Genomic DNA, 18,357 nt, shown 5'->3' with positions numbered 1-18,357 from the left:
AGTCCGGCCATCCGGCGGCGATTTACCCGCACCCCGCGCACGGGATGACGCCCGGCCCCCATGCCTCGGCCGCCCCGTCGCGCCGAGAGCGATCCATCTCCCGTAGGGAGTCAAGGAGTTCCCATTGAAGAGCTTCACCGATACGCGGCACAACCCGTGGGTGACGTTCACACTGCGGCGCCTCGGTCGCCTGACTGTGTCACTCGCCCTGCTCGTCACGGCGTCGTTCGCGATGATCCACCTGGTACCGGGCGACCCGGTACGCGCCGCGCTCGGCCTCTCCGCCTCGCCCGAACTGGTCGAGGCACGCGAACACGCGCTCGGCCTGGACCGGTCCCTGCCCGACCAGTTCGGGAGCTTCCTCACTCGACTCCTGCACGGTGATCTGGGCGAGTCGATCGGTGCCCAGATGCCGGTCGCCGACGTCATCTCCGACCGACTGCCCTCGACCATGCAGATCGCCGCCATCGCGTTCGCGACCACCATCGTCGTCGCGATCCCACTGGGCATGGCGGCGGGAGTCCTCACCCGTGACGGTCGCCGCCGACGGCTGGAACTCGCCTTCGTCGGCACCACCAGTGTGGTGGCCGTCTTCCCCGAGTTCCTGCTCGCGGTGGGACTGGTCGCGCTCTTCGGAGCCCAGCTCGGCTGGCTCCCGGTGGCCCTGAAGGAGGGGCCCGAGTCCTACGTGCTGCCGGTGCTGGCGCTCGCCATCGGACCGGTGGCCGCGCTGTCGCGCATCGTGCGGGTCGAGACCCTGCGCGTACTCGACGAGGACTACATGCGCACCGCCCGCGCCAAGCGACTGCCCACGCGGATCCTCTACCTGCGGCACGCGCTGCCGAATCTGCTGACCTCCTCGCTCACCCTGGGCGGACTGATGCTCGCGGGGCTGCTGACCGGAACCGTCCTGGTGGAGAACGTCTTCGCCTGGCCGGGCCTGGGCATGACGATGGTCCAGGCCATCACCCAGAAGGACTATCCGCTGGTCCAGGGGATCGTCCTCGTCTACGGCACGCTCGCGTTGCTGATCAACTTCGCGGTCGACGTCCTGCTCGCCGTCACCGACCCGAACTCCACCATCCGGGAGAGCTGACCGTGTCGTTCACCCAACGCCTGGGGCGCACCCTGCGCACGCCGCTCGGCGTCGTCGCGATGTTCGCCGTGTTCGCGCTGCTGGTCGTCGCGATCATCGGGCCGATCTTCTGGCAGGACACCGCCGACCGCGTCGACACCACCGCGATCGGGCAACGCGGCAGCGCCGAGCACTGGTTCGGCACCGACGCCCTGGGCCGTGACATCGCCGCGCGCATGCTCGTGGCGACCCGCCTGACCCTCGAACTGACCCTCTTCGCCACGGTGATCGGCGCCGTCGGCGGGTTCGTGCTCGGCACCCTGCCGACCGTACTGGGCGCCCGCGCCGCCCGCCTGGTCACCGCCCTGGTCAACCTGCTCATCGCGTTCCCCACACTGCTGTTCGTGCTGTTCCTCGCGGTCGTCTTCGGCGTGGGCACATACGGCGCGGTGTTGGCCATCGGTATCGGCATCGTGCCGACGTTCGCCCGGCTGGTCCAGAACCTCGCGGCATCGGTGGCGGGCGCCGACTACGTGTCCGCGGCGCGCATCCTCGGCGTGGGTCGCTTCCGGCTGATCGTGCGGCACATCCTGCCCAACATCGCCGAGCCCATCTCACTGTTCCTCCTCCAGACCGGCGCCGGCGTCCTCCTCGCGTTCTCCGGTCTGTCGTTCCTCGGCATGGGCGTACAGGCCCCGGACTACGACTGGGGCCGACTGCTCAACGAGCAGCTCAACCGCGTCTACACACACCCGGAGTCGGCGGTGGGACCGGCCGTGGCGATCGTGCTGACCGGGCTCGCGTTCAACCTGGTGGGCGAGGTGCTGTCGCAGGCCGGCGGCCGGCGCGGGCTGCGACCGACGCCCGACCGCGACCGCCGGGCCCTCGCGCCGACGCCGGCCGGCACCACGAGTGTCACGGCCGCCGGCGGCGCGGGCGCCGACGATGGCGAACCCGCTCCCCTGCTGGACGTGGACCGTCTGCGGGTGACGTTCCCCGGCGGCCATGTGGCGGTGCGCGACGTCTCGTTGTCGGTCGCGCCGGGCGAGGCGGTCGGCATCGTGGGAGAGTCGGGCTCCGGCAAGAGCCTGACCGCGCTGGCCGTCGCGGGCCTGGTCCCGTATCCGGCGCGGGTCACCGCCCGCTCGATCACGTTCGACGGTGTCGACCCGACGGCGAACACCGGGCTCGGCACATCGCTCGCGATGGTGTTCCAGGACCCGATGGCCTCCCTCAACCCGGCCCTCACCATCGGCAGGCAGCTTTCCGAGGTGGCCGAGGTGCACCTCGGCCACAACCGGACCCAGGCCATGAAGCGGGCCGTGGACCGGCTCCGCGCGGTGCGCATCCCCGACCCCGAACACCGATCGGGCATGCACCCGGGCGAATTCTCCGGAGGCATGCGGCAACGCACGATGATCGCCATGGGCCTGATGGGCGAGCCCCGGCTCGTCATCGCCGACGAACCCACCACCGCGCTCGACGTGACGGTGCAGGCACAGGTGCTCGCCCTGCTGCGGGACGTGCGCGAGACGTCGGGTGCCGCCGTGTTGATGATCTCGCACGACATCGCCGTCGTATCCCAGGTCTGCGAGCGCGTGGTGGTGATGTACGCCGGACGAGTGGTCGAGGAACTGCCGACGAGCGACCTGGTCACCGGCACGGCGCATCCGTACACCCGTGCGCTGATCGGCGCCGTGCCCGACATGAGGACCGACCGCCGACTGCCCCTCGTGACCATCCCCGGGCGCCCGCCCGCGCCCGGCGAGGACACGTCCGGCTGCCCCTTCGCGCCGCGCTGCGAGTTCGCGACCGACCGCTGCCGCACGGAGGAGCCGGTACTGCGAGGGACCGACACCCGGCGGCGGGTCGCCTGCTGGCATCCGGTCACCACGCCGGCCGAGGAGAAGACGAAATCCCCGTGAGCCGCCGACCGGGCGCACCCGTACCGCCGTGCGCTCGCGAACCCGGATCGATCCCCGAACCACTGCCCGCGCACCGAACGAGGAGAGACGCATGAGCATCCGGACCACCCCCACCACCCCCGTCGGCCCCCTGGACGCCGCGCACTGGCAGGCCCGCCTCGACGAGACGGCCACCCGGCACGGCGTGCCGGGCGCGAGCCTGGGCATCCTGCACGGCGGAACCGTCACCGAGGCCGCCACCGGGTTCGCCAACCTCGACGCGAGGATCGAGGCCACCACCGACACGCTCTTCCAGATCGGATCGATCACCAAGGTGTGGACGGCGACCGTGGCGATGGGCCTGGTCGACGAGGGCGCCCTGGGTCTGGACGAACCGATCCTCGAGGTGCTGCCCGAACTGCGCCTGATCGACGACGATCTCACGCGCGGTGTCACGCTGCGGCACCTGCTGAGCCACACCAGCGGCATCGACGGCGACTTCTTCGTCGACACCGGCCGAGGCGACGACTGTCTGGAGAAGTACACCGAACGACTCGCCGGTGTCGGCGTGAACCACCCGCTCGGCGCGACCATGTCGTACTGCAACGCCGGTTTCAACCTGGTCGGCCGCGTCATCGAGCGGATCACCGGCGACAGGTGGGACGACGCGATGCGCGAGCGCCTGTACGAGCCGCTCGGCCTCACCCACACCGTCACCCTGCCCGAGGACGCGCTGCGCTTTCGGACCGCGATCGGGCACACCGGCACGGGCGACGACCGCACGGGCGTCCCGCAGTGGGGCCTCGTGCGCAGCGCCGGCCCGGCCGGCCTGATCTGCTCGACCCCACGCGAGGTCCTGGCCTTCGCCCGACTGCACCTGAACGACGGTGTCACCGCCGACGGCACGCGCGTCCTGTCCGCCGCCGGCGCCCGGCTGATGCGCGAGAAGCAGATAGACCTGCCCAACGGGCACACCCTGGGCGACTCGTGGGGCCTGGGCTGGATCCTGATGGGCTGGGACGGGCAGCGCCTGTACGGCCACGACGGCGCCACCCTCGGCCAGTCCGCGTTCCTGCGTGTTCTTCCCGACGCCGACCTCGCCGTGTGCCTGCTCACCAACGGCGGTGACGGCAGGGCTCTCTACGGCGACCTGTTCGGCGAGATCGTCGATGCCCTCGCCGGTGTGCGGGTCCCCCCTCCGCTCGAGCCGTCCGACGGCCCGCTGCCCGCCGACGCGGCCGACCACCTCGGCGTGTACGAGCGCGAGGCGGTCCGCATGGAGGTGGTGGAGAACGACGGAGCCCTCACCCTGCGCACCACCGTCACCAACGGGCTCGCCATGGGCAGGCAGGAGACGCCGGTGGTCGAGTCCGAACTGCGGTCGGTGGGAGGCGACGTGTACGCGACGCGTTTCCCCGGCCTTCGCGACTGGACGGCGGTGACGTTCTACCGGCTCGCCGACGGCTCCCCCTACATGCACGCCGGTGTCCGCGCCACACCGAAGGTGGGCTGACCCGGCGGGATGTCGCCGGCCGGGTCAGATGGATCGCCGCCCGTCCCGGACGACGGCTCCGGCCTGGACGACCAGGGGCATGTGCACGTCGGGCTCGGCCAGGAGCGTGAGGTCCTCCAGGGGGTCGGCGTCCAGGACGACGAGGTCGGCGCGGGCACCGACCTCGAGGGTGCCGATGTCGCCCTGCCGGCGGAGCAGCCGTGCCGCGTGGGTGGTGGTGGAGCGGATGACGTCGATGGGCCGCTGGACCCGGGCCCGGATGCGGAACTCCTCGTTCTGGTGGCGGTGCATGCCGCCGAGAAGGTCGGAACCGTAGACGAGGGTGACGCCGCCGCGGTGCGCACGTTCCAGGGCGACGAGGCCCGCGTCCAGGACCTCGTCCACCTTGCGGCGGCTGCCTTCGGGAAGGCCGAAGTCGCGGCCCTCCTTCGCCAGCGCCCAGTAGGTGACCAACGTGGGAACCAGGAAGGCGTCGTGCTCGACGAGGAGACGAACGCTGCCGTCGTCGATCAGATTGCCGTGTTCGATGGACCGCACGCCCGCCTCCAGCGCGCGATCGACGGCGCGGGCGTGGTAGGCGTGGGCGGCGACGTAGCGGTTGAAGGCTTCGGCCTCCTCGACGGCGGCGCGCAGTTCGTCCATGGAGTACTGGGTGGAGTCGATCCGGTCGGTGGGCGAGGCGACGCCGCCGGAGGCCATCACCTTGAGGTGGTCGCCGCCCTTGCGCAACTCGTCGCGGGCGGCGGCGCGGATCGCGTCCACGCCGTCGACGACGCGCGAGTCGGCGCCGCAGCACGGGTGGTCGTCGCGGACGTGCGCACCCGGGCCGCGATAGTCGCCGTGGCCGCCGGTCTGGGACAACGCCCGGCCGCCGAAGGCCAGTCGGGGGCCGCGTACGGTGCCCTCGGCCTGGGCGGCGGCGATGCCGTGGTCGGCGCCGCCCATGTCGCGCACGGTGGTGAAGCCGCGGTCGAGCATGCCGCCCATGATCGCGATGGTGTGCGCGGCGACGTACATGGGGGACGTGGTGGAGATCGACGCGAGATCGGCGGTGATGGCGGTGACGTGGACGTGTGCGTCGATGAGACCCGGCAGGACGTAGGCACCGCGCAGGTCGCGCGTCTCGGCGCGCCGAGGGGCGGTCGGCCGGGTGCCGCACTCGACGATCCGTCCGTCCGCGGCGAGCAGGTCGCCCTCGGTGTACACGCCGGAAACCGGGTCGAGGATACGGGCGTTGCGCAGAAGGAGGGGGACGGTGGAGGGAAGGTCGGTGGTCATGGGAGTGTCCCTTGTTCGGTGCCGGTGCGCGGCGGGTGTGGGCGTGGGCGTCGTGACGTGTCGCGGAGGATGTGGGCGAGTCGAGGACCGGGGGCCGATCGAGCGGGCGATCCGCACGACGACTCCTCGGGCGCGGGAGCCCCGGCCGTTCGGCGGCGGACATCGAGGCGGTCGTGGGGGCTCAGGGCACGGTCGGGCCGAGGGGGCTCGTTCGCAGGCCCGGTCGCAGCCGTCGCCAGGGAAGGTCGGCCGGATCCGCGGGTACCGGCCCGGGGGCCGCGGCGACGAGTACGGCCTCGGCGCCGGGCGCGAAGTCGGCGCGGAAGTGCACCGAGCTCTTGAGCACGATGATCCGTTCCCGTTCGGCGTGGATGCCGAGCGCTCGGAGTTGGGCTCGGTCGATGACCTGTACCTTCCGGCTCGTCACCGCGACGCGTACCTCTCCGATGCGCAGGCACGCGCTCGGGCCGAAGTCGATCTCGGTACCGTGCATCATCGGGCCCTCGACGCGGCATCGACCGGCGGAGAGGTGCTCGACCGCGAACGTGCCCTCGAACGGCTCCGCACCGCGGATGCCGGGGTGCCCGCCGAGCGCGAGGTCGAGGCTCGCGCCCGTTCCGGCGGCATGCGCCGCCGCCGCCGCGACGGGGTCCAGGATCGCGGCCACGGCGGCGCACTCGCGGGCGTCGACCAGTGCGCGAAGCATGCCGGTCGTGCGGGCGTCGCCGCCGGCGCCGGGATTGTCCTGGGTATCGGCGATCACCACGGGACGGGCGGCGCCATCGGCCATCCGGCTCGCGGCGGCGATCGCCGCCTCGGGCGACAGGACGTCGACCCGCCAGTCGGCCTCCCGTCGCACGATGTCGCCGTACAGCGTGTCGAGCGCGCTCCGCAACACGTCGGCGTCGGCCCCGTATCCCCATGCGACCGGGCCGCATTCGGGGAAATCCGTGGCCGGAAAGCCCGCGGCGAAGGACAGGCAGGCGCCGTCCTCGTCCGCCCGGGCGAGGCGGTCGTGGATGCCTCGGGCGGGTTCCAGGTCGGTGCAACCACTGTTGACCGGAACGAGGAAGGGAATCCGCCGCCATTGCCGGTGCAGCCGCTCCCCGGAGCACAACCGCAGCAGCAACGCGGCGGCCCGGCGGCCCGCCCGGGCCATGTCGACGTGCGGGTAGGTACGCAGCCCCACCGCGGCGTCCATCGAGGACATCATGCGCTCGGTGACGTTGGCGTGCAGATCCAGACTCACCACGATCGGGACGGTACTCCCGACGATCGCGCGCAGTCGGGTGAGCAGTTCGCCCTCGCCGTCGTCGTGGTGCTCGGTCGCCATCGCGCCGTGCAGGTCGAGGTAGATCGCGTCCGGCCGGACCGTCCGCGCCGCGTCGAGGATCTCGCCGGCGATGCGTTCGTAGGCATCGCTCGTGACCCGTCCGGACGGGCAGGCTCCCGCCCAGATCACGGGCACGATGTCGCGGTCGTACGCCCGCATCGCGGTGAGGAAGCCGCCCATCGCGATGTCGACGTCCGCCAACTCGTGGATTGCCTCGCCCCGGCGCAGGGCGGGAAACCCCTCACCGCGGACGAAGCTGTCGTAGGTCGCCGGTGTCACGGCGAAGGTGTTCGTCTCGTGCTGGAACCCAGCGGTCATGATGCGCACCTTCGGCAGTCTGGACGCGATGCCGGACCCGACTCGGACAACGACGGATGATGCCCGACACGAAGCGCGCCGTGAAGGATGTCGGCGACCCGAACGGGTCCGAACGATGAGAACCGACATCGAGGCCGGCGTGCTCGACGAGACCGATCTCGCCCTGGTGGACGCCCTTCAGATCAACCCGAGGGCGAGTTGGACGAAGCTCGCCGATGTGCTCGGGCCCGCTCCGATCACCCTGGCCCGTCGATGGCGGCGGCTCGTGGACGACGGTGCCGCGTGGGTGAGTGTCGCGCACGGCGACGCGCGCGCTCGCGGGGCGATCGTGGAGTGGGCCTGCGCTCCCGGTACGGAGACGGCGCTCGCGAGCCACCTGGCGAGACTGCCCCATGTCGGCACGGTGGGCATCACCAGCGGCGAGTACCAGGTGTTCGCGAACATCGTCGCCCCGAGTCTGGCCGCCACGACGCGTGTCCTGCTGAACGGATTGCCCCTGCCGCCCTACGTGATCCGGATGCGCAGCCACGTGTTCGGCGGCCTCTTCGGCGGAATGACGTGGCGCCTGGGCGTGCTGAACCGCGCGCAGGCCGAGCGGATCCGCGAGACCCTCGGTCCGCCGCCTCGGGAAATGCGCCCGTTCGGCCCCCGGGACCGGGCGTTGTTCCTCGCCCTCGGCCACGACGGGCGGCGTACCTATACCGATCTCGCCGAAGAACTCGACACCACACCGAACGCCGTGCGGCGCCGACTCGGCCGGCTCCGGCGCAACGGCGACATCGTCTACCGCTGCGACGTCGCCCGGGCACTCGCCGGATGGCACACGACGGCGTTGTTGTGGTTGGCCGTCCCCGACATCGACCTGCGGACGGTGGGACACCGGATGGCGAGCCGGCCGGAGACGCGGATGTGCGCGGCCGTGGCCGGCCCGAGCAATCTCGCCGTGATCGTCGACCTGCGTTCGTTCGACCACCTGGAGGAAGTCCTGGTCCGCATCGCCACGGCCTTCCCCGGCGTTGTCGTCACCGACCGACGGCTGGTGCTGCGGCCGGTGAAAATCCACGGCCGCCTGGTGGACGAGACCGGCCGCTGCATCGAGGTGATCCCACCCGACCCATGGGCCGCGACGCCCGACTGAGACCCGAAGTCCCCGCCGCGGCCGCGCCGAAGCGTCGACGGCGCCGTTCGCGGTCGAGGGCCGCGCCGGCGCGGCGGTGGTGATCGGTACCATTTCCGGGTGAGTCCCGGAACCGTCAGAAGCCTCGGTCGCGGCCTCGACGTGCTGTTCTCGATGGCCGACACCGGGGAGCCCGAGACCTCGTCGGCGATCGCCGAGCGGCTCGGACGGGGCCGGGTACAGGTCTCGCGCACCCTGCGGAGCCTGGCGGCGGCGGGCCTGGTGACCCGGGATCCGACGAGCCTGGCCTACGGGCCGAGTTGGCGGTTGCGGAGCCAGGCCGGGCGGGTGGTGCGGGCCCGCCTCGCGGCGGAGGGCCCGGGCATCCTGCGCGAGGCGTCGGCGGCGACCGGGGCGAGCACGTTCCTGGCCGAGGTGCGCGGCGACGGCTCGGTGGCGATCGCCGAGCATGTGCCCTCCGGGCTCTCCTGGGTCGGCCGGTCCTACCCGCTGCACTGCGACGACGCGGGACAGGCGCTGCTGTGGGACTGCGACCGCGAGGAGTTGGAGATCGTCTTCGCGGGCACCGAGTTCATCGCGTACGGGCCGGCCGCGCCGGCCGACGTGGCCGAGTTCGAGGCACGGTTGATCGCCGCCCGTGCGCGCGGCTGGGCCGTGGTGGACGGGGAGTCCGAGCCGGGGGTGTTCGCGGTCGCCGCGCCGGTGCGGGACTTCTCCGGCGAGGTGGTCTGCGCGCTGCACACCGAGGGGCCGTCGGAACGCCTGGCGCCGTTGGCCGACGAGCACGGCCGGGTGATCAGGACGCTGGCCGATCGGCTGTCCGGCCTGCTCGGGTGGCGGCCGGCCCAGGCCCCGAAGCGGCTCCCGTCCTGACCTGAAGGGCCCGCGCCGCCTCGGCGACCGAGGCGGCGATCTCGGCGGTGTGCCCGCCGAGTCGAAAGCGCGGCACGGCGAGGCTGAGGGCGGCGGTGATCGTGCCCAGGCGGTCCCGTACCGGCGCGGAGAAATCCACCACGTCGTGTTCGAACTCGCGGTCGGCGACGACCACTCCCGCCGCGCGTGCCTCGGCGTTGCGCGCGGCGAGCGTGGCCAGGTCCCGGGCCGCGCGCGGGCCGCCGCCGACGAAGCTCACCCCGTCGAGGAGTTCGGCGAGTTCCCGGTCGGAGTGGTCGAGCAGCAGCGCGCGCCCCGGACCGGTGCACCACAGCGGGGTCAGCGCGCCGGGCGTGGCGGCGACGTAGGACGCCCAGTGACTCGCCTCGGACCCGACCGTCAACACGGCCGTCCCCGACCGCACCGACAACCACGCCGGCTCGTGCCGTCGCGCCACCAGGGCACGCAGCAACGGCCGTGCGCCGCGCAGCAGTTCGCCGTCACCCGCGGCTGCGGCGAGGGCGAACCAGCCGGGTCCGGCGCGCCAGCCGCGCGACGGCTCGTCGCGCTCGACCAGGCCGGCCGCCGCGAGGTCCTTGAGCATCCGGGAGGTCTGCGCCTGGTCGAGCCCGATCCGCTCGGCGAGCTGGGCGTTTCCCGGGTAGCCGGTCGAGCCGAGTTCCGCCGCGACGATCGCGTCGAGCAGGGCCAGGCCCCGGTCGAAGGTGGTGGTCACGCTCGCAACCCTAGTGCGCCCGACGTCGGCGTGGTGCGCTCGGGGCAATCCGAGCGATCAAAATAAACATGAGTCATTGACGATTGTGAACGGACCCTTCATGATTCCGGTACCCCACCGAAGGAGGGCCGGATGACATCGGCCAATCCCCGCACGGCCCGTCGCGAGCCGACCCGCCTCGACGCGCCCGCCATGCTGCTGTGCGCGATCGTCGGCCTGGACACCTTCGGCGCCGTCGCCGCCAACGGCCCACAGGGACTGACCTGGATGGTCGTCCTCGGGCTGCTGTTCTTCGCCCCCTACGGGCTGCTCATCGCCGAACTCGGCTCCGCCTTCCCCCACGAGGGCGGCCCCTACACCTGGACCAAACTGGCCTTCGGGCGCCTGCCCGCGGGCATCAACCAGGTCTTCTACTGGATCTCCAACCCGGTGTGGCTCGGCGGCTCGCTGTGCATCGTCGCGCTGACCACCTTCGAGACGTTCTTCCACCCGCTGCCCGGCGCCTGGCAATACCTCGCCGGCGCGATCTTCGTCGGCGCCGCCGGATACGCCGTGCACGCGTCGGAGACCATCGGCCGCCGGGTCACCCTCGCGGGCGCCCTCGCCCGCGTCCTGCTGCTCGGCTTCTTCGTGCTCTCGCTCGTGGTCTACGCCGTCCGCCACGGCGTGCAGTCCCAGCCGGGCGGCGACTACCTGCCCACCTACCTCGGCCTGGTCGCCCTCACCCCGGTCATCGCCTTCAACTACATGGGCTTCGAGATCCCCAGCGCCGCCGAGGCGATCGGCGACCCACGCCGCGAGGTACCCGCGGCCCTGCTCCGGGGCGGACTCGGCTCGGCCCTGCTGTACGGCGTGCCCATCCTCGGCACCCTCCTCGTGCTCCCGGCCGAGCGGCTCGGCTCGCTGTCCGGGTTCATCGACGCCTGCCGCGCGGTGTTCACCGTGTACGGGGGCCATGTCACCGCCGACGGCGACATCGTCCTCACCGGCGCCGGCGCGGTCCTCGCCAAGGTCGCCGCCGCCGGCCTGATCATCGGGCTGTTCACCAGCGGCACCGCCTGGGCCATGGGCCTGAGCCGCGCCCAGGCGGTGGCCTGCGCGGACGGCGCCGGACCCGCCTGGCTGGGCCGGGTCAGCGCCCGCACCGGCGCCCCGGTGCGGGTCAACCTCCTGTCCACGGCGATCGCCGCCACCGTGATGGTCGCCTCGATCGCGCTCACCGACGGCGACGCCCGCAAGTACTTCAGCGCCGGCATCGGCCTGGCCATCTCCGCGACCGCCATCTCCTACCTGCTCACCTTCTCCTCGTTCCTGGTGCTGCGCCGCAAGTACCCCGACACACACCGCCCCTACCGGGTACCCGGCGGCGCCGCCGGTGCCTGGACGGTGACCGTCCTGACCGTCGGCACCATGCTTTTCACGGTCGTCGCCCTCGTGTGGCCCGGCCTCGGCGTCGGCTGGTTCGGCACCTCCGGAACACCCGCCGACTACCTCCCGGACGGATTCGCCGGCCAACGCGGCGCCTACACCGCGAGCCAACTCGTCCCCATCGCGCTGATCCTCGCGATCGGCTTCCTCTTCCACCTGCTCGGGCGGCGCGCCCGAGCCTCGAACACCCCCGACCGAGGAGTCACCGTTGACGCTGCCTGACCACGCCGAGATCGTCGTCGTGGGCGGAGGCACGGCCGGCTGCGTCGTCGCCGGCCGCCTCGCCGAAGAACACCCGGTCCTCGTCCTGGAGGCCGGCCCCGACTACGGCCCCGAGCATCGCTCCTGGCCCACCGACCTGCTGGACGCCACCACACTGCCCACGTCGCACGACTGGGGCTACGCCGAGGGCCGGCACACCTTCGAGCGATGCCGGGTGATCGGCGGCTGCTCCGCGCACAACGGCTGTACGCAGAGCGTCGGTTGGGCCGGCGACTACGACGCCTGGGCCGCGGCCGGCAACCCCGGGTGGGACGCGGACACGCTGCGCCCGCACTTCGCCGCCGCCACGCGGGCACTGCGGCTGCGGAACTACCGAGAGGACGAGATCCAGCCGTTCCAACGCCTGTTCACCGCCGCCGGCGGCAGGCTGGGTCTGCCCGTCCGGCACGACCTCGACCGACTCGACGGCGGCGAAGGCATCGGCTGCGCACCGGTGAACATCACCGCCGACGCGGTCCGGGTCAACACCGCCTTCGGCTACCTCGACCCGGTCCGCGAGAGCGGCAACCTCACCGTGGTCGGCGGGATCACCGCCGAGCGCGTCGTGATCGCGAACGGGCGCGCGGTCGCCGTCGACGTGCGCACCGCCGACGGTGCCCGGCATCGGATCGGCGCCGACCTGATCGTGCTCGGCGCCGGCGCCTACGGCAGCCCCGAGATCCTGCTGCGCTCGGGCATCGGGCCGGCCGATCACCTCGCCGACGTCGGCATCGCCGTACGCCACGACCTGCCCGGCGTCGGCGCCAACCTCCACGACCACCCCGCCGTGCAGCTCGAATACGCCGCGACCGCCGAACTCGCCGCGGATCTCGCCGACTTCGCCCGTACCCGGATGTTGCCCGACGAGCAGGCGATCGCCAAGGTCCGCTCGCCGTACGCCGGTGACGCCCCGTACGACCTGCACGTGTACCCGTGGGTCGAACGCGACGAGCGGACTCGGCACGGCTGGCGCTGCGTCCTGCCCGTCGCCCTGCTGCGCCCGCGCTCGCGCGGCAGCGTACGACTGCGCTCGGCCGACCCGTACACGCGGGCCGCGGTCGACCACGCCTACCTGACCCACCCGGACGACCTCGCCGCGATCGGGTACGGCCTGGACTGGCTCGAGCAACTGGACATGGCCCCCTACCTGGGCACCCCGCTGCTCACCCCGCACGGCGACCGCGACACCTGGATCCGGTCCCGTCACCGGCACTACTGGCACCCGGCGGGCAGTTGCCGGATGGGCCCGGCCGACGACCCGGCGGCGGTGGTCGAGCACACCGGCCGGGTGCACGGGCTGACCGGCCTCCACGTCGCCGACGCCTCCGTCTTCCCCGACATCCCCCGCGCCACCCCCGCGCTGCCGACCACCGTCGTCGGCGAGCGCATCGCGGCCTTCCTCAAGGAGATCCTGTGACCGACCACGCGACGCACAGCCCGATCGTCGATCCGCGCACCGGCGAGACGTACGACAGCGTCCCCATCGCGGGACCGGCCGAGGTCGACGCGGCCGTGCGGGCCGCCGCCGAGGCGTTCGAGACGTGGCGGCGCAGCACGCCCGGGCAGCGCCAGGAGGCCCTGCTCGCACTGGCGGACGCGATCGCCGCCGACGCGGAGCGCATCGCCGCCGTCGAATCGCGCAACACCGGCAAGGACTTCACCGAGGTCCTGGAGGGCGACATCCCGGCCGGCATCGACGTGTTGCGGTTCATGGCGGGCGCCGCGCGCGCCGCGCACGGGCCGCTCGCCGCCGAGTACGTGCCCGGCCACACCTCGACCGTGCTGCGCGAACCCGTCGGCGTCTGCGCGCTGATCACCCCCTGGAACCATCCACTGGGATCGGCGCTCGACAAACTCGCCCCCGCTCTGGCCACGGGCAACACCGTCGTGCTCAAGCCCGCCGAGACCACCCCGCTCGGCACGCTCGTCCTGGGCGAGTTGTGCGCGAAGGTGCTCCCGCCGGGTGTGGTCAACGTCGTGTGCGGTGACCGGGACACCGGCCGGGCCCTGGTCGCGCACCCGGTCCCGGCGCTGATCTCGCTGACCGGGAGCAGTCGGGCGGGCGCGGAGGTCACCGCCGCCGCCGGCGTCAAGCGCCTGCATCTGGAACTGGGCGGCGACGCCCCGGCGATCGTGCTCGCCGACGCCGACCTGCGCGAGGCGGCCGACGGTATCGCCGAGGCGGCCTTCTACAACGCCGGCCAGGACTGCACCGCCGCCTGCCGGGTGCTGGTCGCCGCCGAGGCGCACGACGAACTGGTGGCGCTGCTGGCCGAGCGGGCGGCCCGGACCGAGGTGGGCCCGCTGAACAACCGCGACCACCTGGATCGGGTCGCCGCGTACCTCACCAGGCTCCCGGCACACGCCACGGTCGTCACCGGCGGGCGGGTGGGCGACGGGCCCGGATTCCACTACCCGCCCACCGTGGTCACGGGCGTGCGTCAGGACGACACGATCGTCCAGGACGAGGTGTTCGGCCCGGTCCTCACCGTGCAGGCCTTCGCCTACGAGGCCGACGCGCTGCGCCTGGCCAACGGGGTCGCGTACGGCCTGGCCGCCTCGATCTGGACGCGCGACGCGGCCGCCGCCGATGCCCTCGCCCGCCGGCTCGACGCCGGCACGGTATGGATCAACTGCCACGGCGTATACGCCACCGAGATGCCCCACGGCGGCTTCAAACAATCCGGCTACGGCAAAGACCTCTCCACCTACGCCCTGGACACCTACACCCGAGCCAAACACATAATGCACACCCTCCCAACCCCCCACTGACCCACCACCTCGGCGAAAACCGCCGAGTACATCCGGAGCCGAATCCGCAGATACCGCGACGCCTCGATGCGCATCGAGCCGCCGGAAATCGGCGCCTTCGTCGGCCGCACCATGTTCAACCGGAATTTCCGGACCATGAACCACCGGGACCGGGCCGTCGACCGACGGTCGGGTCGGGAGTGGGACGGCGCGAGGGTGTGGGCATCGGGGTTCGACGGGCTTCGGGACTGGTTGGTCCGGCGTGACTGTCGAAGCGGCGTCGAACCCCTTCGCTGTCGATTCCCCGCCGCGCCGAGGGCGGGGCCGGTGGATCAGTAGGTCAAGGCCGGGCTGAACGTGCTCTTGCCGACACACCAGATGTCGACGTTGTTGGGATTGTGGTGCAGCTTGACCGACCAGTTCGTGGCGCTGGGCGGACTGGTCGACTGGATCACGGTCATGGCCTGACCGGCGGAGATCGTGCCCGCCGTCTTGTTCAGCGGACCCAGGTTGACCGGACCGAAGGGGCCGGACGTGCCGGCGGTGCCGCTGAAGGTGACCGTGCCGCTCGGCCCTCCGAGGTTGGCGGTGATCGTGAGGTCGCCGTTGTTGATGGTGATCAGCGGCGCGAGGGCGATGGTGGCCGAGAGCTGGTGCGACGCGTTGGTGGTGAACGTCGCGGACTTGCCGGTGTAGCTGACCCCGATCGAGGTCAGACAGTCGTACTTCGCGGTGGACGGGCCGCCGGCCGAGGCCGTGCCGCCGAGTGCGACGGTCGCGGCCATGGCGCCGGCGAAGACGGCGGCGCCGGCCGCAAGGGCTTTGGATCGTGACATGGAAGGTGCCCCTTTCGACAGATACTGCGGAAAGTTCCTGTCGGCGCATTTGGAGTGAATCCGAAGTCTCGGATTTCGTCAAGCAGGATCGGAACGCCATTCTCCGCCGGCGAAATCCACGACGGATCATTCATGATCGCAATTCACGATCAGTCACCTCGGCAAAGAATATTCGGTTTCCCGGGTATTTCTCGATCATGGTGACACGTGTCGCATGAATCGGATCGCGCCTCGCTCTTGACTACGGATGATCCAAATGTGCGAATGGTTCGCCAGCCTTTCGTTTCCGACGGGCTCCGAACAGGCCGTCGGCACCCGGCCGTCCACACGAAGGAGCAACGTGTCAAAACGGTTATCCCGAAGATTGACCCGCCATCGCCGGACCGCCCGGGTGGCGGCGGCCGCCCTGGCCCTCGGCGGCGGTCTGGTCGCCCTCGCGCCGTCGGCGGGCGCGGGCACCGTGACCCCGGTCATGCGGTGTACGACCCCGGTCGGCGCCCCCGAGGGACAGCAGCGGTTCGAGGTGACCCTGGACCCGACGCACGGGGACGGCGCCACCTCGATGCACGTCGTGGCGGGTGGGAGTCCGGCGACCAGCCCGATCCCGATCGCGCTCGCGACGATCAAGTCCGTCTACACGTTCGCCATGTCCGGCGGCACGACCGGCGATCTCTCGGTGACGCCGCCGTCGTTCGAAACGCCGATCGAGGTGAACACGCCCATCGTGCCGCCCCCGTTCACCGTGCCCACGACGATCGTCGGCGCGGCGGCCGGGTCCACCGTGAACCTCACCCTGAAGTCGATCGTGGTGCAGACCCTCGTCGGCGGAAACCCGCTCGCGACGGCGACGTGCGTGCCGATCTCCGGCAACGGCGTGGTCGCGTCGTACACGGTCGAGCAGGGCAGTCAGGCGCCCACGCTGACCGCGACGCCGAGCACCGTCGACTCCAACTCCCGGGTCACGCTGTCCGGCGCGCACTGGCCGGCCGGTCCGGTGGGGTTGACCATGTGCTTCCCCGAGTTCGGCGGATTCTGCGACAACGGCTACTCGACCATCGCCGCGAGCGACGTCAAGGTCGTCGACGGCGTGTTGTCGGGGTGGGTGCACGTCGCCGGCGCGGTGCCCAGTACGGCGGCGCTCCTGAAGGTCACGTCGGGATCGGTGGCCCTGGAGGCACCGCTGACCGTCGTGTCCGTACCGGTCGGCGGGCGAGGGCTCGTGCTGAGCCCGAACACCGGTCCGGTCGGCACCCGGGTGACCGTCAGCGGTACCGCGTTCTCGCCGAACGCCCAAATCACCGTGCAGCCCCAGGACGAGCCCGGGGCGCCGACGGAGGACGCCGTGACCACCACCGCGGACGCGAACGGCTCGTTCACCGCGACGTTCACGGTGACCGCCGCGGCCACCGCCGCGGTCGCGGCGTACGAGTTCGGCAACCCCGCGATCGGCATGCGGACGCCGTACACGGTGGGCGAGGGCCCGGCCGGGCTGAACCAGTCGGTCGGTGGGCAGATCAAACCCGGCGGCCTGACGATGTCCCAGACCGGCGGTCGGATCGACTTCGGCAGCGCGACGATCGACGGCAAACCGCTGCGCCTGAACGCCGCGCTCAACCGGGTCACCGTGGTCGACGCCCGAGGAACCGACCTGGGGTGGTCGCTCACCGGCACGATGTCGGAGCTGACCGCCGCGAACGGCACCGACAAGCTCCCGGCCGGAAGCGTGACGTGGACCCCCGCGTGCGTGGCGGCCGATGGCGCGCCCGGAAAGGTCACCCCCGGCACTCCGGGGCCGCTCGGAGCGACCCAGGCCCAGTTGTGCACGCAGACGCCGGTCGACGGTCGAGCCACGGGCGGCAGCGTTTCGGCGGACGCCGCCCTGACGTTGACGACCCCCGCGTTCGTCCGCCCGGGCACCTACTCGGGGACGCTCACGCTGAGCCTGAGTTAGCCGAGCGGGAGTCGACCGAGCTCGAGATGGTCGACACCGGGTCGACGCCGCGAGACGGCGCCGGCATTACGCGCCCGGTGGTGTGGGACGCCCCGGCCTCTACCGGCCGACGCCCGCACCACCGGGCGTTCTCGTACCCGGCACCGGATCGTGATCCGCCGCCCGAAGCGAGGGCGAGGACGAGAGCGGGATCGCACCGCTTGCCCGTGTCGGTGGGGTACACCACGCTGGGCCCGGACACGAGGACCGCCCGCGAGCCGGGATCGCGCACCGATGAGTTTCCCGCGCCGTGCCGGTCCATACGCCGGACACCCACGGACGGAAGGCTGCGCCATGCGGAAACTGGTCTACGGCATGAACCTGACCCTGGACGGCTACATCGCCGCGGCCGGCGACGACATCGGTTGGGGCGGACCGCGGAACCACGAGCTGTTCCGGTGGTGGCTCGACCACGAGCAGGCGAGTGATCTGACCCTGTACGGGCGCAAGTTGTGGGAGACGATGAGCTCCTACTGGCCGACCGGCGACCGGCAGCCCGACGCCGGCCCGGCGGAGATCGAGTTCGCGCGGAACTGGCGGGACACGCCGAAGGTGGTGTTCTCCTCGACGATCGACCGGGTCGACTGGAACACCCGTCTGGTCACCGGCGACGCGATCGCCGAGATCACCCGGCTCAAGGCCGAGGACGGCGGCCCCATGACCATCGGCGGCGCAACGCTCGCCGGTGCGGCCATGCGCGCCGGGCTGATCGACGAGTACGCGATCGCCACCCACCCGGTCCTGGTGGGCGGTGGCACGCCGTTCTTCGCCGCGCTGGACGCCTGGGTGAACCTGAACCTGGTGGAGACCCGGACGTTCCCCGGCGGCGTGGTCCTGACCAGGTACGAGACGAGACGCTGAGCGGCACCGCCCACCCGCCGACCCCACGGCGCTCCGCGCTCTTTCGGGCCACCATCGAGGCT

14 protein-coding genes are annotated in these 18,357 nt (G+C 71.9%); 10 read left to right on the top strand and 4 right to left on the bottom strand.

All coding sequences use genetic code 11. The features are described 5' to 3' along the window. Positions 1 to 124 precede the first annotated feature (124 nt). The 3 genes from EMA17_RS03470 (at position 125) to EMA17_RS03460 (ending at position 4,492) form a co-directional block, all read left to right on the top strand. Positions 125 to 1,096 (top strand): ABC transporter permease, encoded by a 972-nt coding sequence (locus EMA17_RS03470; protein ID WP_126635342.1) that lies wholly within the window; start codon positions 125 to 127, stop codon positions 1,094 to 1,096. Positions 1,097 to 1,098: 2 nt separating this feature from the next. Continuing rightward, positions 1,099 to 3,000 carry a dipeptide/oligopeptide/nickel ABC transporter permease/ATP-binding protein gene (locus EMA17_RS03465; RefSeq protein WP_126635341.1) on the top strand — a complete coding sequence of 634 codons (1,902 nt, stop codon included), beginning with the start codon at positions 1,099 to 1,101 and terminating at the stop codon, positions 2,998 to 3,000. A gap of 91 nt (positions 3,001 to 3,091) precedes the next feature. After that, complete coding sequence (locus EMA17_RS03460; RefSeq protein ID WP_126635340.1) at positions 3,092 to 4,492, top strand: serine hydrolase domain-containing protein; 1,401 nt, start codon at positions 3,092 to 3,094, stop codon at positions 4,490 to 4,492. A gap of 24 nt (positions 4,493 to 4,516) precedes the next feature. Here the strand turns inward: EMA17_RS03460 and EMA17_RS03455 are convergent, their stop codons facing one another. Both EMA17_RS03455 and EMA17_RS03450 read right to left on the bottom strand, forming a co-directional pair. Next, positions 4,517 to 5,770, bottom strand: coding sequence for a metal-dependent hydrolase family protein (locus tag EMA17_RS03455; RefSeq protein ID WP_126635339.1), 1,254 nt, complete (start codon positions 5,768 to 5,770; stop codon positions 4,517 to 4,519). A gap of 181 nt (positions 5,771 to 5,951) precedes the next feature. After that, positions 5,952 to 7,421 (bottom strand): M81 family metallopeptidase, encoded by a 1,470-nt coding sequence (locus EMA17_RS03450; RefSeq protein WP_170222091.1) that lies wholly within the window; start codon positions 7,419 to 7,421, stop codon positions 5,952 to 5,954. A 115-nt stretch (positions 7,422 to 7,536) separates the two neighbouring features. On the opposite strand from EMA17_RS03450, the gene EMA17_RS03445 reads away from it, so the two are divergent. Next, entirely contained in the window at positions 7,537 to 8,559 is a 1,023-nt protein-coding gene (locus tag EMA17_RS03445) for an Lrp/AsnC family transcriptional regulator (protein ID WP_126635337.1), read from the top strand. Between the two features lie 99 nt (positions 8,560 to 8,658). Next, positions 8,659 to 9,432: an IclR family transcriptional regulator gene (locus EMA17_RS03440; RefSeq protein WP_246126411.1), complete on the top strand. Its 774-nt coding sequence runs from the start codon at positions 8,659 to 8,661 to the stop codon at positions 9,430 to 9,432. Here the strand turns inward: EMA17_RS03440 and EMA17_RS03435 are convergent. Further along, complete coding sequence (locus EMA17_RS03435; RefSeq protein WP_126635336.1) at positions 9,356 to 10,168, bottom strand: IclR family transcriptional regulator; 813 nt, start codon at positions 10,166 to 10,168, stop codon at positions 9,356 to 9,358. The two genes, EMA17_RS03440 and EMA17_RS03435, sit on opposite strands and share 77 nt — an antisense overlap. A gap of 132 nt (positions 10,169 to 10,300) precedes the next feature. Here EMA17_RS03435 and EMA17_RS03430 point away from each other — a divergent pair, with 132 nt between their 5' ends. From EMA17_RS03430 to EMA17_RS03420, 3 genes are read left to right on the top strand one after another with little or no spacing between them, the layout of a single operon-like run. Next, on the top strand, positions 10,301 to 11,818 hold the full coding sequence (locus tag EMA17_RS03430; protein ID WP_126635335.1) for an APC family permease: 1,518 nt from the start codon (positions 10,301 to 10,303) through the stop codon (positions 11,816 to 11,818). Further along, positions 11,805 to 13,274 carry a GMC family oxidoreductase gene (locus EMA17_RS03425; RefSeq protein WP_126635334.1) on the top strand — a complete coding sequence of 490 codons (1,470 nt, stop codon included), beginning with the start codon at positions 11,805 to 11,807 and terminating at the stop codon, positions 13,272 to 13,274. The genes EMA17_RS03430 and EMA17_RS03425 overlap by 14 nt, the downstream gene beginning before the upstream one ends. Continuing rightward, positions 13,271 to 14,629, top strand: coding sequence for an aldehyde dehydrogenase family protein (locus EMA17_RS03420; protein ID WP_126635333.1), 1,359 nt, complete (start codon positions 13,271 to 13,273; stop codon positions 14,627 to 14,629). Before EMA17_RS03425 ends, EMA17_RS03420 begins: the two co-directional genes overlap by 4 nt. A 311-nt stretch (positions 14,630 to 14,940) precedes the next feature. Here EMA17_RS03420 and EMA17_RS03415 read toward each other — a convergent pair whose 3' ends face one another. Next, positions 14,941 to 15,444 carry a hypothetical protein gene (locus EMA17_RS03415; protein WP_126635332.1) on the bottom strand — a complete coding sequence of 168 codons (504 nt, stop codon included), beginning with the start codon at positions 15,442 to 15,444 and terminating at the stop codon, positions 14,941 to 14,943. Between the two features lie 340 nt (positions 15,445 to 15,784). Here EMA17_RS03415 and EMA17_RS03410 point away from each other — a divergent pair, with 340 nt between their 5' ends. Together EMA17_RS03410 and EMA17_RS03405 are read left to right on the top strand one after the other, a co-directional pair. Next, positions 15,785 to 17,395 carry a WxL domain-containing protein gene (locus tag EMA17_RS03410; RefSeq protein ID WP_126635331.1) on the top strand — a complete coding sequence of 537 codons (1,611 nt, stop codon included), beginning with the start codon at positions 15,785 to 15,787 and terminating at the stop codon, positions 17,393 to 17,395. Positions 17,396 to 17,728: 333 nt separating this feature from the next. Continuing rightward, on the top strand, positions 17,729 to 18,295 hold the full coding sequence (locus tag EMA17_RS03405) for a dihydrofolate reductase family protein (protein ID WP_126635330.1): 567 nt from the start codon (positions 17,729 to 17,731) through the stop codon (positions 18,293 to 18,295). Positions 18,296 to 18,357: the final 62 nt, after the last annotated feature.

The sequence above is a fragment of the Embleya hyalina genome (assembly GCF_003967355.1).
GTDB lineage: Bacteria > Actinomycetota > Actinomycetes > Streptomycetales > Streptomycetaceae > Embleya > Embleya hyalina.
The sequence above is the reverse complement of the archived record's forward strand: the minus strand, read 5'-3'. Positions and strand labels throughout refer to the sequence as shown.